At 66.3% G+C, this 16138-nt stretch carries 16 protein-coding genes; all 16 read left to right on the forward strand.

Annotated elements, in window-relative coordinates:
• Nucleotides 1-2 precede the first annotated feature (2 nt).
• Nucleotides 3-2075, forward strand: coding sequence for an NADH-quinone oxidoreductase subunit NuoG (nuoG, locus tag ACWPXE_RS12795; RefSeq protein ID WP_454018166.1), 2073 nt, complete (start codon nucleotides 3-5; stop codon nucleotides 2073-2075).
• A complete protein-coding gene (gene nuoH, locus ACWPXE_RS12800; RefSeq protein ID WP_014240127.1) occupies nucleotides 2068-3078 on the forward strand; it encodes an NADH-quinone oxidoreductase subunit NuoH in 1011 nt (336 codons plus the stop codon). The genes nuoG and nuoH overlap by 8 nt, the downstream gene beginning before the upstream one ends.
• Before the next feature lie 94 nt (nucleotides 3079-3172).
• A complete protein-coding gene (gene nuoI / locus ACWPXE_RS12805) occupies nucleotides 3173-3661 on the forward strand; it encodes an NADH-quinone oxidoreductase subunit NuoI (protein WP_014240128.1) in 489 nt (162 codons plus the stop codon).
• A gap of 36 nt (nucleotides 3662-3697) precedes the next feature.
• Nucleotides 3698-4312 carry an NADH-quinone oxidoreductase subunit J gene (locus ACWPXE_RS12810; RefSeq protein WP_035673018.1) on the forward strand — a complete coding sequence of 205 codons (615 nt, stop codon included), beginning with the start codon at nucleotides 3698-3700 and terminating at the stop codon, nucleotides 4310-4312.
• Between the two features lie 2 nt (nucleotides 4313-4314).
• On the forward strand, nucleotides 4315-4623 hold the full coding sequence (gene nuoK / locus ACWPXE_RS12815) for an NADH-quinone oxidoreductase subunit NuoK (protein WP_014240130.1): 309 nt from the start codon (nucleotides 4315-4317) through the stop codon (nucleotides 4621-4623).
• A gap of 9 nt (nucleotides 4624-4632) precedes the next feature.
• On the forward strand, nucleotides 4633-6735 hold the full coding sequence (nuoL, locus tag ACWPXE_RS12820; protein WP_454018167.1) for an NADH-quinone oxidoreductase subunit L: 2103 nt from the start codon (nucleotides 4633-4635) through the stop codon (nucleotides 6733-6735).
• Between the two features lie 24 nt (nucleotides 6736-6759).
• Entirely contained in the window at nucleotides 6760-8286 is a 1527-nt protein-coding gene (locus tag ACWPXE_RS12825; RefSeq protein WP_353859098.1) for an NADH-quinone oxidoreductase subunit M, read from the forward strand.
• 10 nt (nucleotides 8287-8296) lie between these two features.
• Nucleotides 8297-9745, forward strand: a complete 1449-nt coding sequence (gene nuoN, locus ACWPXE_RS12830; RefSeq protein ID WP_454018168.1) for an NADH-quinone oxidoreductase subunit NuoN — start codon at nucleotides 8297-8299, stop codon at nucleotides 9743-9745.
• Nucleotides 9742-10539 carry a biotin--[acetyl-CoA-carboxylase] ligase gene (locus tag ACWPXE_RS12835; protein WP_454018169.1) on the forward strand — a complete coding sequence of 266 codons (798 nt, stop codon included), beginning with the start codon at nucleotides 9742-9744 and terminating at the stop codon, nucleotides 10537-10539. The genes nuoN and ACWPXE_RS12835 overlap by 4 nt, the downstream gene beginning before the upstream one ends.
• A 3-nt stretch (nucleotides 10540-10542) precedes the next feature.
• Nucleotides 10543-11316 carry a type III pantothenate kinase gene (locus tag ACWPXE_RS12840; protein ID WP_454018170.1) on the forward strand — a complete coding sequence of 258 codons (774 nt, stop codon included), beginning with the start codon at nucleotides 10543-10545 and terminating at the stop codon, nucleotides 11314-11316.
• A complete protein-coding gene (locus ACWPXE_RS12845; RefSeq protein WP_454018171.1) occupies nucleotides 11313-13031 on the forward strand; it encodes a ribonuclease J in 1719 nt (572 codons plus the stop codon). Before ACWPXE_RS12840 ends, ACWPXE_RS12845 begins: the two co-directional genes overlap by 4 nt.
• Nucleotides 13032-13064: 33 nt before the next feature.
• On the forward strand, nucleotides 13065-13469 hold the full coding sequence (gene mce / locus ACWPXE_RS12850; protein WP_094306013.1) for a methylmalonyl-CoA epimerase: 405 nt from the start codon (nucleotides 13065-13067) through the stop codon (nucleotides 13467-13469).
• A 17-nt stretch (nucleotides 13470-13486) separates the two neighbouring features.
• On the forward strand, nucleotides 13487-13735 hold the full coding sequence (locus ACWPXE_RS12855) for a DUF1467 family protein (RefSeq protein ID WP_454018172.1): 249 nt from the start codon (nucleotides 13487-13489) through the stop codon (nucleotides 13733-13735).
• Nucleotides 13736-13760: 25 nt separating this feature from the next.
• Nucleotides 13761-14360 carry a DNA-3-methyladenine glycosylase I gene (locus ACWPXE_RS12860; protein WP_454018173.1) on the forward strand — a complete coding sequence of 200 codons (600 nt, stop codon included), beginning with the start codon at nucleotides 13761-13763 and terminating at the stop codon, nucleotides 14358-14360.
• Between the two features lie 413 nt (nucleotides 14361-14773).
• The gene (locus tag ACWPXE_RS12865; RefSeq protein WP_454018174.1) at nucleotides 14774-15658 is read left to right on the forward strand and encodes a hypothetical protein; all 885 of its coding nucleotides are present in this window, start codon (nucleotides 14774-14776) and stop codon (nucleotides 15656-15658) included.
• A gap of 8 nt (nucleotides 15659-15666) precedes the next feature.
• Nucleotides 15667-16065, forward strand: a complete 399-nt coding sequence (locus ACWPXE_RS12870; protein ID WP_454018175.1) for a hypothetical protein — start codon at nucleotides 15667-15669, stop codon at nucleotides 16063-16065.
• Nucleotides 16066-16138: the final 73 nt, after the last annotated feature.

Consider the following 16138-nt stretch of genomic DNA (forward strand, 5'->3'; position numbering starts at 1 on the left):
CAATGCCGAAACTCACCATCGACGGGATCGAGATCGAAGTCGAGCCGGGCACCTCGATCCTGCAGGCCTGCGAACAGCTGGGCATCGAGATCCCGCGCTTCTGCTACCACGAGCGTCTGAGCGTGCCGGCGAACTGCCGCATGTGCCTCGTGGAGATGGAGCGCGCGCCGAAGCCGGTGGCCGCCTGCGCCATGCCCTGCGGCGACGGGATGGTCGTCAAGACCAACACCGAGCTCGTGCACAAGGCCCGCAAGGGCGTCATGGAATTCCTGCTGATCAACCACCCGCTGGACTGTCCGATCTGCGATCAGGGCGGCGAGTGCGATCTCCAGGACCAGGCGATGGCCTACGGTTTCGACCGTGGCCGCTACGGCGAGAACAAGCGCGCCGTCCAGGACAAGTACATGGGGCCGCTGATCCGGACCGAGATGACGCGCTGCATCCACTGCACGCGCTGCATCCGCTTCGTGAACGAGATCGCCGGCGTTCCCGACCTCGGCGCGGTGAACCGCGGCGAGCACATGGAGATCACCACCTTCGTCGAGAAGGCCATTGGGTCGGAGCTGTCGGGCAACCTCGCCGACGTCTGTCCGGTGGGCGCTCTGCTGTCCAAGCCCTACGCCTTCACGGCCCGTCCGTGGGAGTTGCGCAAGACCGAGACGGTTGACGTGCTGGACGCGGTCGGCTCGAACATCCGCGTCGACACCCGCGGCCCCGAGGTGATGCGCGTCCTGCCGCGCGTCAACGAGGACGTCAACGAGGAGTGGATCGCCGACAAGACCCGCTTCGCCTATGACGGGCTGAAGCGCCAGCGTCTCGACCGCCCCTACGTCCGCAAGGACGGCAAGCTCCAGCCGGCGACCTGGGCCGAGGCCTTCCAGGCCATCGCCGCCAAGGTCAAGGGCGTCCCGGGCAACCGCATCGCCGCGATCGCCGGCGATCTGGCCGACACCGAGTCGATGCTGGCGCTCAAGGAGCTGATGGCGGGCCTCGGCTCGGCCAACATCGACTGCCGCCAGGACGGCGCCCTGTTCGACACGTCGTCCCGCGCGGGCTACCTGTTCAACAGCGGCATCGCCGGGATCGAGCGGGCGGACGTCATCCTGCTGGTCGGCACCAACCCGCGTTGGGAAGCCACCATCGTCAACGCCCGCATCCGCAAGCGCTACCTGATGGGTGGCCTGAAGGTCGCGGTGATCGGCGAGGCCCGCGAGCTGACCTACCCGTACAGCCATCTCGGCACGGGCACCGACGCCCTGCAGCAGCTCGTCGACGGTACGCACGCCTTCGCCGACGTGCTGCGCGGCGCCAAGAACCCGATGGTCATCCTCGGTGCCGGCGCCTTCCGCCGCAAGGACGGCGCCGCCGTCCAGGCCGCGGTGCGCAAGCTGGCCGAGACCTTCAACGTGGTTCAGGACGGCTGGAACGGCTTCAACGTGCTGCACACGGCGGCGTCCCGCGTCGGCGGCCTCGACATCGGCTTCCTGCCGGGCGAGGGCGGTCGAGGCACCGCCGGCATCGTCGAGGGGGCAGGGAAGGGCGAGATCGACGTGGTGTACCTGCTGGGCGCCGACGAGATCGACACCGCCGCGCTCGGCAACGCCTTCGTGGTCTACCAGGGCCACCACGGCGACAAGGGCGCCCACCGCGCCGACGTCATCCTGCCGGGTGCCGCCTACACCGAGAAGAACGCCCTCTACGTCAACACCGAGGGTCGTCCGCAGCAGGCGCGACTCGCCACATTCCCGCCCGGCGAGGCGCGGGAGGACTGGAAGATCCTGCGCGCGCTGTCGGAACAGCTCGGCCACAAGCTGCCCTACGACAGCCTGACGCAGATCCGTCGCCGTCTGGCCGAGGTCAACCCGGTCTTCGCGGCGGTCGGCACCGTCACGCCGGCCGCCTGGGCGCCGTTCGGCGCGGAGGGCGCGCTCGACGCGGCCCCGCTCCAGTCGCCGGTCGCGAACTACTACATGACCGACCCGATCAGCCGCGCCTCGGTGACCATGGCTCGTTGCGCCGAGACGTTCGTGAAGCCCGCCGAGAGCGCTCAGGAGAGGACCGGTACCCATGGCTGAGTTCTGGAGCGGCTTCCTGCTGCCGCTGATCATCATCGTCCTCAAGATCCTGGCGATCGTCGTGCCGCTCCTGGTCGCCGTGGCCTTCATGACCTACGCCGAGCGTAAGATCATGGGCGCCATGCAGCTCCGCCAGGGTCCGAACATCGTCGGCCCGTTCGGGCTTCTGCAGCCTTTTGCGGACGGCCTGAAGCTGTTCGCGAAGGAGCAGATCCTGCCGGTCGGCGCGAACCGCTTCGTGTTCTATCTGGCGCCGATGCTGACCTTCTTCCTGGCGCTGGTCGCCTGGGCGGTCATTCCCTTCGACTACGGCATGGTGCTGGCCGACATCAACGTCGGTATCCTGTACCTGTTCGCGATCTCGTCGCTGGGCGTGTACGGCATCGTGATGGCCGGCTGGGCATCGAACTCGCGCTACGCCTTCCTCGGCGCGCTGCGCTCGGCGGCGCAGATGGTGTCCTACGAGGTCTCGATGGGCCTCGTCATCATCTCCGTCCTGCTCTGCGTCGGCTCGCTGAACCTGACGAAGATCGTCGAGGCACAGGAGACGATCTGGTTCGCCATCCCGCTGCTGCCGATGTTCGTCATCTTCTTCATCTCGGCGCTGGCGGAAACCAACCGGTCCCCCTTCGACCTGCCGGAAGGCGAGTCGGAACTGGTAGCCGGCTTCATGGTGGAATATAGCTCGGCCCCCTTCGCGCTCTTCTTCCTTGGCGAATACGCCAACATGATCCTGATGAGCGCGATGACCAGCATCCTGTTCCTGGGAGGCTGGCTGCCGCCGCTGCCGTTCGCGCCCTTCACCTGGATCCCCGGCCCGATCTGGTTCGCCCTGAAGATCGCCTTCTGCCTGTTCGTCTATGTGTGGGTCCGCGCGACCATGCCGCGCTACCGCTACGACCAGCTGATGCGTCTGGGGTGGAAGGTATTCCTGCCGTTCTCGCTGCTGTGGGTCGTGCTCACGGCCGGCGTGCTGGTGACGTTCGGCTGGCTGCCGAAGTGACCGGCGCCTGAACGGACCATCGGATCGAGTTTCAAAGAGAAAGCGCGGGCGCTACCTGGAACGGGGCGCCCGCTAGGAAGGAGACGAAGAGGCCATGGCGTTCCTCGATCGTGCGGCGCGCAGCCTGTTCCTGACCGAACTGTTGGGCGGCCTCGGGCTCACCCTGCGCTACATGTTCAAGCCCAAGGTGACCCTGAACTACCCGTTCGAAAAGGGCCCCATCAGCCCCCGCTTCCGCGGCGAGCACGTCCTGCGCCGGTATCCCGGCGGCGAGGAGCGCTGCATCGCCTGCAAGCTGTGCGAGGCGGTGTGTCCGGCCCTGGCCATCACCATCGAGGCCGAACCGCGTGAGGACGGCAGCCGCCGCACCACGCGCTACGACATCGACATGACGAAGTGTATCTACTGCGGCTATTGCCAGGAGGCTTGCCCGGTGGACGCCATCGTGATGGGCCCGAACTTCGAGTTCTCCACCGAGAACCGTGAAGAGCTTTTCTACAACAAGCAGAAGCTGCTGGCGAACGGCGACCGCTGGGAAGCGGAAATCGCCCAGAACCTCGCGGCTGAGGCGCCGTACCGGTAAGTCGTTGCAGTGCGGTAAGCGGAAACGGGGATAACGATGATTGTTCAAGGCATCGCCTTCTACGTCTTTGCCGCGCTGCTGGTGGCCTCCGGTGTGATGGTCATCTCGGCGCGGAATCCGGTTCATTCGGTCCTTTATCTGGTCCTGGCCTTTTTCCAGGCCGCCGGCCTGTGCGTGCTGCTCGGGGCCGAGTTCATCGCGATGATCCTGGTGATCGTCTATGTGGGCGCGGTCGCGGTCCTGTTCCTGTTCGTGGTGATGATGCTCGACATCAACTTCCGCGAGCTGCGGGCGGGCGCGCTCCAGTACCTGCCGATCGGCGGGCTGATCGGTCTCATCCTGCTGGCCGAACTGGCCGCCGTGCTCGGCGGCTGGATCATCGCGCCGGCGGCGGAGAAGGCCGCATCGGCTCCGGTCGCGGCGATGGCTGGAGCGACCAACACCGAGCAGCTCGGCCAGCTGATCTACACCCACTACGTCTATCTGTTCCAGGCGTCGGGCATCGTGCTGCTGATCGCCATGATCGGCGCCATCGTCCTGACCCTGCGTCAGCGTGAGGGTGTCCGGAAGCAGAACATCGGCTCCCAGCTCGCCCGTCGGCGCGAGGACGTGGTCGCCATCCGCAAGGTGCCGACCGGGGAGGGCGTGTGATCATGGAAATCGGTCTCGGGCATTATCTGACGGTCTCGGCCATCATCTTCACGCTCGGCGTCCTCGGCATCTTCCTCAACCGGAAGAACGTCATCATCATCCTGATGTCGATCGAGATGATGCTGCTCGCCGTGAACCTGAATCTGGTGTCGTTCTCGGTCTTCCTGAACGATCTGGTCGGGCAGGTCTTCTCCATGATCATCCTGACCGTCGCCGCCGCCGAGGCGGCCATCGGTCTCGCCATCCTGGTGGTGTACTTCCGCAACCGCGGATCCATCCGGGTCGAAGACATCAATCTGATGAGGGGCTAAGGCAGCGCCATGGAAGTCCTTGTCGTATTCCTCCCGCTCCTGGCGTTCCTCGTCGCGGGTTCCATCGCCCTGTTCGGCGGGCCGAAGGCGGAGCCGGCGCACGCCGGCGGCCACGATCATCATGGGCATGACCACGGTCATGGCCACGACGCCCATGCGCATGATGCCCATGCGCACGACACGCACGCTCACGACGAGCATCACGATGACGGCCACGACGACCATCATGTCGTCGCCGGGCCGCCCACCGTGGGCGACCGCGCCGCGCAGTTCGTCACCACCGGTGCCGTCCTGCTCTCCGCGATCCTGTCCTGGGTGCTGTTCTTCGACGTCGCCGTCGGCGGGCATCCCCGCACGATCGAGCTGATGAGCTGGATGCGCAGCGGTAGCCTGGACGTGTCGTGGGCGCTGCGCGTCGACCAGCTCACCGCGGTCATGCTGGTGGTGGTCAACACCGTGTCGTCGATGGTCCACCTCTACTCCATCGGCTACATGGCCGAGGACCCGCAGAAGCCGCGCTTCATGGGCTATCTGTCGCTGTTCACCTTCGCCATGCTCATGCTGGTGACGGCCGACAACCTCGTGCAGCTCTTCTTCGGCTGGGAAGGCGTGGGTCTCGCCTCCTACCTGCTCATCAATTTCTGGTACGAGAAGCCCTCGGCCAACAACGCGGCGATCAAGGCCTTCCTGGTCAACCGCGTCGGCGACTTCGGCTTCGTGCTCGGCATCTTCGCGATCTTCGTGCTGACGGGCTCCGTCCAGTTCGACGCGATCTTCGCCAAGGCGCCGGAGCTGGCCGGCCAGACGCTGCATTTCCTCAGCTGGAACTTCGACGCGCTGACCATCACCTGCCTGCTGCTGTTCATCGGCGCCATGGGCAAGTCGGCCCAGCTCGGCCTGCACACCTGGCTGCCGGACGCCATGGAGGGCCCGACCCCGGTGTCGGCGCTCATCCACGCGGCCACCATGGTGACCGCCGGCGTGTTCATGGTCTGCCGCCTGTCCCCGGTCTTCGAATACGCCCCAACGGCGCTGGAGATCGTGGCCGTGGTCGGCGCCCTGACGGCCTTCGTCGCGGCGACCATCGGGTTCACCCAGTTCGACATCAAGCGCGTCATCGCCTATTCGACCATGAGCCAGCTCGGCTACATGTTCTTCGCCGCGGGCGTCTCCGCCTACGGCGCCGCGATGTTCCACCTGTTCACGCACGCCTTCTTCAAGGCCCTGCTGTTCCTCGGCGCCGGCTCGGTGATCCACGCCCTGCACCATGAGCAGGACATGCGCAACATGGGCGGCGTCTGGCGGAAGATCCCCTTCACCTACGCGGTGATGTGGATCGGCAACCTCGCGCTGGCCGGTCTGCCCTTCTTCGCCGGCTACTACTCCAAGGACATGATCCTGGAGGCGGCCTTCGCCTCGGCCAGCCCGGTCGGCAAGTTCGCCTTCGCGCTCGGCATCGCCGCGGCCCTGCTGACCGCCTTCTACTCCTGGCGTCTGCTGTTCATGACCTTCCACGGCAAGCCGCGGATGGAGAAGTCGGTCTTCGACCACGCCCATGAATCGCCGATCGTCATGCTGATCCCGCTGGGCGTGCTGGCGGTGGGCGCGCTGTTCGCCGGCTTCGGCTTCCACGAGCTGTTCATCGGCCACAGCATGGAGCATTTCTGGGGTAAGACCATCCTGGTGCTGGCGGACAACAACAGCATCGAGGCGGCCCACCACCACACCCCGGGCTGGGTCAAGCTGGCTCCGCTGGTCGTCGGCCTGATCGGCATCGCGCTCGCCTACATCATGTACATGGCGATGCCGGGCCTGCCGGAGAAGGTCGCCACCACGTTCCGTGGCGTGCATCAGTTCCTGTACAACAAGTGGTACTTCGACGAGCTGTACGACCGCCTGTTCGTGCGCACGGCCAAGTATCTGGGCTACGGCCTGTGGAAATCCGGCGACGGCGCCGTGATCGACGGTGTCGGTCCGGATGGTATCGCCGCCGCCACCCGCGACGTCGCGGCGCGCGCCAGCCGCCTCCAGTCCGGCTACGTCTATCACTACGCCTTCGCGATGGTGATCGGTGTGGTGCTGCTGGTCGCCTGGCTCTCGGTGTTCGGTTGAGCGGTTTGAAGGGGAACAAGAACAATGGCTAGCTGGCCGCTCCTGTCGTTCACGACCTTCCTGCCGCTGGCCGGTGTGGCGCTCATCCTGCTCTTCTGCAGGGGCAACACGCCGGATGTGGTTCGGAACGTCCGTTACGTCGCGCTCTGGACGACGGTCATCACCTTCGTCCTGTCGCTGTTCATCTGGTTCAACTTCGACCCGCGCAACCCGGGCTATCAGCTCGTGGAGAAGGCGGCGTGGATTCCCGAGTTCGGGATCTCCTACCACATGGGTGTGGACGGCATTTCGATGCTGTTCGTCATCCTCTCGACCTTCCTGATGCCGCTCTGCATCCTCTCCTCCTGGGAGGCGGTGCAGACCCGGGTGAAGGAATACATGATCGCCTTCCTCGTGCTGGAAACCCTCATGGTGGGGATGTTCTGCGCGCTGGATTTCGTCCTCTTCTACATGTTCTTCGAGGGCGTGCTGATCCCGATGTTCCTGATCATCGGTGTCTGGGGCGGCGCGCGGCGCGTCTACGCGGCGTTCAAGTTCTTCCTCTACACGCTGCTCGGCTCGGTCCTGATGCTGCTGGCCATCCTGGCCATGTACTTCGCGGCCGGCACGACGGACATCCCGACGATCACGGCGACCCACTTCCCGCGCAACATGCAGCTCTGGCTGTGGCTGGCCTTCTTCGCGTCCTTCGCGGTGAAGGTGCCGATGTGGCCGGTGCACACCTGGCTCCCCGACGCCCACGTCGAGGCGCCGACCGCCGGGTCGGTCATCCTGGCCGGCGTGCTGCTGAAGATGGGCGGCTACGGCTTCCTGCGCTTCAACATCCCGATGCTGCCCGAGGCGACCGAGTATTTCGCCCCTATGGTCTACGCCCTGTCGATCGTCGCGGTGATCTACACCTCCCTCGTCGCCCTGGCGCAGGAGGACATGAAGAAGCTGATCGCCTACTCGTCCGTCGCCCACATGGGCTTCGTCACCATCGGCATGTTCGCGCTGAACCAGCAGGGCATCGAGGGCTCGATCTTCACGATGCTGTCGCACGGCATCGTCTCGGGCGCGCTCTTCCTCTGCGTCGGCGTGGTCTATGATCGGTTGCACACCCGCGAGATCGCCCGCTACGGCGGTCTGGTGAAGAACATGCCGAAGTACGCGGTGGTCTTCCTGTTCATGACCATGGCCTCGGTCGGCCTGCCGGGCACCTCCGGTTTCGTCGGCGAGTTCCTGGTCCTGCTCGGCGCCTTCCGCGACAACACCTGGGTCGCCTTCCTGGCCGCCACCGGCCTGATCCTGGGCCCGGCCTACGCGCTGTGGCTGTTCCGCCGCGTCGTGTACGGCAAGCTGGTCAAGGCGGACGTCCGCGCGATGTTCGACCTGAACACCCGCGAGGTTGCCATCTTCCTGCCGCTGATCGCCGTGGTGCTGTGGATGGGCGTCTACCCGAACAGCTTCCTGAACGTCACTTCGGCGTCGGTCGGGCAGCTGATCCAGACCTACCAGACCAAGCTGGCCGCCGCTCAGGGCGGGGCCGACGTCTCCGTCGCCGCGCGCTAGAGGTTCCGACATGACCGCTGTGTTTCCCGACATCTGGCCGGCCCTGCCGGAAATCTTCCTCGCCTGCGCCGGCATGGCCCTGCTGCTGATCGGCGTGTTCCGCGGCGACGGCTTCACGCGCCCCATCGGCTACATGACGATGGTGGCGCTGCTGCTGGCCGCCATATTGTCCATGGGCTACGGCACCGGCCGGGTCGTCACCTTCAACGGCCTCTTCGTGATGGACGCCTTCGGCGTGTTCATGAAGGTGTTGATCCTTGTCGCCGCCTCGCTGTCCGTTCTCCTCGCGCTCGGCTTCAACGAGCGCGAGAAGATGGCCCGGTTCGAGTTCCCGGTGCTGATGCTCTTCGCCACGCTCGGCATGTTGATGATGGTGTCGGCCAACGACCTCATCTCCCTCTATGTCGGGCTGGAGACGCAGAGCCTCGCGCTCTACGTCATCGCGGCCTTCCGCCGCGACAGCGCCAAGTCGTCGGAAGCGGGCCTGAAGTACTTCGTGCTCGGCTCGCTCTCGTCGGGCATGCTGCTGTACGGCGCCTCGATGGTCTACGGCTTCGCCGGCACGACCTCCTTCGACAAGATCGCCGCCCTGTTCGCCGGTGGCGCGCATCCGTCGGTGGGCGTCATCATCGGTCTGGTCTTCGTCGCCGCTGGCCTGGCCTTCAAGATTTCCGCCGTTCCGTTCCACATGTGGACGCCGGACGTCTACGAGGGTGCGCCGACTCCGGTCACGGCCTTCTTCGCCGCCGCCCCGAAGGTCGCCGCCATCGCGCTGTTCACCCGCCTGCTGATCGAGCCGTTCGGTCATCTGGCCCACCAGTGGCAGCAGATCATCATCGTCAGCTCGATCCTCTCGATGTCGCTCGGCGCCTTCGCGGCGATCACCCAGAGCAACATCAAGCGGCTCATGGCCTACAGCTCCATCGGACACGTCGGCTACGCCCTGGTCGGACTCGCGTCCGGCACCCAGGAGGGCGTGCGCGGCGTACTGATCTACATGGCGGTCTACGTCGTCATGAACATCGGCACCTTCGCTGTCATCCTGTGCATGAAGCAGCAGGGCCGCATGGTCGAGGAGATCAAGGACCTCGCCGGCCTGTCGCGCACCAACCCGCTGCTGGCGGGCGCGATGGCGGTGTTCATGTTCTCCATGGCGGGCATCCCGCCGATGGCCGGCTTCTTCAGCAAGCTCTACGTCTTCCTCGCCGCCATCGAGGCGCAGCTCTACACGCTGGCGGTGATCGGCGTTCTGACCAGCGTCGTGGGCGCCTACTACTACCTGCGCATCATCAAGATCATGTACTTCGATGAGCCGGTGGAGGCGTTCGACAAGATCGGTGACGACGGGATGACCGGCATCCTGATCGCCACCGGCCTGTTCACGCTGCTGTTCTTCGTGGTTCCGGCCCCGATCCTGAACTACGCGGCGGCGGCGGCGGCCTCGCTGTTCGCCGGATGACGGCAGGCAATGAAGCGGAGGCGGCGCGCTTGCGCTTGCCTCCGGGCTTCCGGGTGATGGCCTTCGACTCCGTCGGCAGCACGAACGACGAGGCGAAGGCCTTCGCGCGTTCGGGGGCTGCCGAAGGCACAATCGTCTGGGCGAAGCGGCAGGACTCCGGTCGCGGCCGTCGCGGCCGGGCCTGGACCTCGCCGGAAGGCAATCTTTACAGTTCGACCATTCTGCGTCCCTCGCGCCCGCCGGCCGAGGCGGCGCAGATTTCGTTCGTGGCGGCGCTCGCCATCGCCGACACCGCCGCCGCCGTCCTTCCCGATCCCGATGGCGTGCGCTGCAAATGGCCGAACGACGTTCTGGTGCATGGCCGCAAGCTCTCCGGCATCCTGCTCGAGTCGGAGGCTGCTGCCGGGGGAGGGGTGTCCTGGCTGGTGCTCGGCGTCGGCATCAACCTGCGGCATTTTCCCGACGGAACGGACTACGCGGCCACGTCGCTGGCGGCGGAGGGCGCTCCCGCGGCGCTGCAGCCCGCGGCGCTGCTGGAAATCTATGCGGAGCAATTGGCGCGCTGGTACGGCGTCTGGGCGGAGCATGGCTTCGGCCCGGTGCGCGCCGCTTGGCTGAAGCGGGCGCGGGGTCTGGGCGAGCCCATCGTCGTCCGTCTGCCGGACCGCACATTGACCGGCACCTTCGCCGATCTGGACAGCGACGGCGTTCTGTTGCTTGATCGGGATGACGGGGCGGGGCGCCAGCGCATCGCCGCCGGAGACGTGTTTTTCCCACCCGCGGTGGAGACCTGAGAGATGCTGCTCGCCATCGACGCCGGAAACACCAACGTGGTGTTCGCGATCTATGAGGGCGACCAACAGCGCGGCCTGTGGCGCACGGCGACCGACAAGAAGCGCACCGCCGACGAATACATGGTCTGGCTGACCCACCTGATGGCGCTGAAGGGCATGGGTCCGGCGGACATCGACAGCGCCATCATCGCCAGTGTGGTGCCCGGCGCCACCTTCAACCTGAAGCGTCTGTGCAAGGACCATTTCGGCTGCGAGCCGTTGGTGGTCGGCCAGCCGGAGGTCGATCTCGGCACCCGCGCGCTCGTGGATCGGCCGGATGAGGTCGGCGCCGACCGGCTGGTCAACACGGTCGCGGCGGCGGCCACCTACCAGACGCCGCTGATCGTCATCGACTTCGGAACCGCGACGACCTTCGACGTGGTCGACCGCGACGGCAACTACCGCGGCGGCGTCATCGCTCCCGGTCTGAACCTGTCGCTGGAGGCGCTCCAGATGGCGGCGAGCAAGCTGCCCCGCGTCGAGATCCAGCAGCCGGGCCACGTCATCGGAACCAACACCGTCGAGTGCATGCAGTCCGGCGTCTTCTGGGGTTACGTCGGCCTGATCGAAGGGCTGGTCAACCGCATCCGGGCGGAGTACGGCGAGCCGATGACGGTCGTCGCGACCGGAGGGCTGGGTGTGCTTTTCGCCAAGGCAACCCATGTAATCGAACACACCGACGGCGAACTCACGCTGCGCGGCCTCCTCCTGATCCACAAGCGCAACACGGCCCAATGACCCAACCCGACTCCGCTCCCTCCGTCCACCCGGTCGAGGGAGACGGCGACCTGTTCGCTCCCGAGGACGACGCGCTCTACTTCCTGCCGCTGGGCGGTTCGGGCGAGATCGGCATGAACCTCAACCTCTACGGCCATCGCGGCAAGTGGTTGATGGTGGATCTCGGCATCTCCTTCGCGGACGACACGATGCCGGGGTTGGACGTCATCATGCCGGACCCCGCCTTCATCGCGGAGCGCCGGCATGACCTCGTGGGCATCGTGGTGACGCACGCGCACGAGGATCACCTGGGGGCGATCCAGTATCTGTGGCCGCAGCTCCGCGTGCCCGTCTACTGCACGCCCTTCACCGCCGCCGTGCTGCGCGCCAAGCTGCACGAGCGCGGGCTGGCCGGGGTGGTGCCGGTTCACGAGGTGGCGCTGGGCAGCACCATCGAAGTCGGCCCCTTCTCCGTCGAGTATGTGACGGTTACCCATTCGATCCCCGAGCCGAACGCCCTGGCGATCCGCACCGCCGCCGGCACCGTGCTGCACACCGGCGACTGGAAGCTCGACCCCGAACCGCTGGTGGGGGAGGCGGCCGACGAGGAGCGGCTGCGCGCCATCGGCGACGAGGGCGTGCTGGCGCTGGTCGGCGACAGCACCAACGCTCTGGTACCCGGCAGTTCCGGGTCGGAAGGAAGCGTGCGCAAGACTCTGACCGAGCTGATCGGGCAGTTTCCCGACGTGCGCGTCGCGGTGAGCTGCTTCGCCACCAACGTCGCGCGGCTCGAGAGCATCGCCCACGCGGCGGCGGCGCACGGGCGCCACGTCGCGCTGGTCGGGCGGTCGATGTGGCGAATCAACGAGGCGGCCCGCTCCAACGGCTACCTCGCCGACGTGCCGGCCTTTCTGACCGAGCATGACGCCAACTACGTGCCGCGCGACAAGCTGGTGCTGGTCTGCACCGGCAGCCAGGGGGAGCCGCGCTCCGCGCTCGCCCGCATCGCATCGGACGACCATCCGCAGGTGTCGCTCCAGCGCGGCGACGTGGTGATCTTTTCCTCCCGCGAGATTCCGGGTAACGAGCGGGCTATCGGCCGCATGCAGAATTTGCTGGTCGGGCAGGGCATCCGCATCGTCACCGCCGACGAGGCGCCGGTCCATGTGTCCGGCCACCCGGCGCAGGATGAGCTGGTCCGCATGTACCAGTGGGTGCGCCCGCGCATCGCCATGCCGGTCCACGGCGAGCAGCGCCACCAGTTGGAGCACGCCAAGTTGGCCCGCGCCTGTCAGGTGCCGGAGGCGCTGGTCCCCAGTAACGGCGACCTGATCCGGCTGACGCCCGACGCGCCGCCGCGGGTGGTGGCACAGGTCCGCTCCGGCCGCATGGCGCTGGACGGCAAGCGGCTGATCCCGCTCGACACCGGGCTGATGCGGGCGCGCCACCGGATGGTCCACAACGGCGCCGCCGTCGTCACGCTGGTGATGAACGGCAAGGGCGAGCTTGTGACCGCGCCGCAGATTGCGGTGATGGGGTTGCTGGACGACTCGGCGGACCGCGACATGCTGCTCGACGTGGTGGACGCGGTGCGCGAGGCCGTCGCCGAGATGCCGAAATCGGCCCGCTCCGACGACGAGCAGGTGCGCGCCGCCGCCCGGATCGCCGTCCGCCGCTGCTTCAACGCGACGCACGGCAAGAAGCCGGTGACGGACGTGCATCTCGTCCGTGTATAAGCGTTTCCGACTTTACGCCTTTCGGGAGGACCCATGATCGGGAAGCTGAACCACGTCGCCATCGTCGTACCGGATCTGACGGCGGCGACCGCGCTCTACCGCGACACGCTGGGCGCCGCGGTGTCCCAGCCGGTGGACCTGCCGCCGCACGGCGTCACCGTCGTCTTCGTCACCCTGCCCAACACGAAGATCGAGCTGCTCCATCCCTTCGGCGAGAAGTCGCCGATCGCCGGCTTCCTGGAGAAGAACCCGTCCGGTGGCATCCACCACATCTGCTACGAGGTGGACGACATCCTGGCCGCCCGCGACCGGATGAAGGCGCAGGGCGCCCGCGTTCTGGGCGACGGCGAGCCGAAGATCGGCGCACACGACAAGCCGGTTCTGTTCCTGCACCCCAAGGACTTCTGCGGGACCCTGGTCGAGCTTGAGCAGGCCTGAGACGAAGGGAGGCTGCGATGGGCTGGGTGACGGGCATCAGCGTCTATGTGGTCGTCTGGTGGGTGGTGCTGTTTGCGGTGCTGCCCTGGGGCGTGCGCACCCCCGCCCGGCCCGAGCCGGGCATGGCGAGCAGCGCGCCGGAGCGCCCGCGCATCCTCCTGAAATTCGCCGCCACGACGCTGGTCGCGGCGGTGGTGTGGCTGGTCATCTTCGGCATCGTGCAGTCGGACCTGATTTCCTTCCGCGAGATGGCCAAGCCGCACTGATCCCATTCCCGGATGGAGCCTTCGCGTGAGCCTGACCTATTGCGACGCGGCGCCCGGCCACGCGCATCACGGCCCCTACCACGACACCGAGTACGGGTTTCCCAGCGCCGACGACCAGGTGCTGTTCGAGCGGCTGATTATGGAGATCAATCAGGCGGGCCTGTCCTGGCTGACCATCCTGAAGAAGCGCGAGGCCTTTCACGCCGCCTTCGACGGCTTCGACATCGACCGCGTCGCCGCCTATGGCGAGGCGGAGCGGGAACGGCTTCTCGCCGATCCCGGGATCATCCGCAACCGGCTGAAGATCGACGCCGCCATCGAGAACGCGCGGCGGATCGTGGCCCTGCGCGGGACGCACGGGTCGTTCGACGGCTGGCTGCGCGCCCACCACCCCTTGAGCAAAGCGGAGTGGGTCCGGCTGTTCAAGCGCACCTTCCGCTTCACCGGCGGCGAGATCACCGGCGAATTCCTGATGAGCCTCGGCTATCTGCCGGGCGCACATCAGCCCCGCTGCCCGGTCTGGTCCGAGGTCGCCGCGCTCGATCCTCCCTGGATGATCGCCGTTCAGCAGGGGTTCGCAGGATACGACGCTCATAAAACGGGCACAGCAGCGCCTATGACGTAATCAACCGCCTAGGTCTTGGGCGAAATCTGCGAATTCTTTTCTGACGACTTGGTTTAGTCCAAATTCCGTCTTGTCATAGGGTGGTGCCGGGTTCAATGTACTTTGTGTGACGAGAGGGGTTCTTCCCTCTTTTCCGACGCCTGGTGGCGATTCCTCCCTAAACCTCGGGCCGCGCCGCGATCGCCGCGCGGTCCTTTTTTCGTCCTGGTCGGCTCACGATCTCCCCGCCGACGTTCGTTCGTAGGTGGACGGAGCGTTGTGCTTCGGTACAGAATGAATTAACCCTTTATCGGCTATAGCTGATCCACTGTGCAGGAAGCGGGCAAGCGTCCGTTCCGACTTTCGATTCAAGCGCGTCGGCATTCGCAGCCGGGCTTGCGACCGTCAGCGGGGAGAACGATGTCGAGGCGCCGATGACCGCGGGTGACAATGAGAAATTCGAGCAGTTCGCGGCCATTCTGACCACCGAACTTCTCGACCGCACTCGCAAAAGTCTTGAACTGCTGACCCCCGAAGAGCAGCCGGCGGCCAAGCTCCCCTTTGCGCTGACCCCGTCCTTTCAGGAAATCTACGCCGAACTGGTGCGCGTCGGGATCTTCCCGGTGCTGCTCAGCCGCCGTCCGGTGCGGGCCATCGTCGGCGATGTGGATTGGCCGCGGGACGGGCGCGACTATCTGCTGACCGTGCTCGACGACCGCTCCAACGCCGTCTTCACCGCCTGGGATTACGCCTGGGACGCGCTGTGGGACGAGCGGAAGGTGGGGGCGGACAGCGGCGGGTCGGCGCCGGCCAAGAAGAAGGGCTTTTTCGCCTCGCTGTTCGGACGGAAGGCGGACAAGCCGGAAAGGAAGACCGGCGAGCAGGGCGCGGAAGGCGATGTCATGGCCGGCCTCTACACCATGCTGAACGAGCAGGCGGAGCGTCGCGGCTACCTGCCGCTGTTCCATGACGACATCAAGGTGTTGAAGGGGCTGATTCGCGTCAAGCCGGCGCGCATCTTCCAGGCCTGGAAGGAGATCAACCAATACCATCACCAGGAATTCTACCTGTCGGGCCAGGATCAGGCCAAGCCGGGGGTGACCTCGGACTGCCTTCAGAAATGGCATTACAACCTGCCGGACCGGATCGGCGAATTCCTGGTGCTGAAGGCGGCTGTCGACATGGAGTTCGTGAACAAGCCCTTCCTCGGCAAGTACATCCGGCAGTCGGCCCGCACCCAGGAGGAGGCCGAGAAGGGCATGCCCTATCTCGCTACCTACTGGAAGTCCATGAAGCAATCCGCACCCGCCCAAGGCTGAGGTCCGTCATGATCCGCCGCTCCGTTCCCCTTCTCGTCGCTTTTCTGACGCTTTCCACTGGGGCGGCGGCGCAGCCGGTCGACCTGTCCGCATGCCGGTTCCTCACGGCCCATCGTCCTGCGGCGGGGGTGGAGTACACGCCGGGCGTTGACGTGAATGGCAAGGCGGTGGCTCCCGCCGACCTGCCGGGCTCGGCGGGGGCTGCGCCGCCGCTGGAGCGGTTCGACATCCCGGTGACCATCGACTTTGCCCGCCGCATGGGCTTCCCGGTGCCGCAGGGTGGGGCGGCGCCGGGCGTCGAGGTTGGCTATCTGACTTGGTACGCCAACCGGCTCTTCTTCAACGGCCAGCCCATCGGCGCACCGAGCGAGGCGGAGGTCTACGCCTATTGCCGCACCGTCCGATAGGCCGGTCCACCCCCGGATGCACGCCGTGACGATGGACAAGCGCGCGGTGGCTTCCTAAAGTCCCTGTCCCTGT

It is taken from the genome of Azospirillum sp. Marseille-Q6669 (assembly GCF_965111635.1).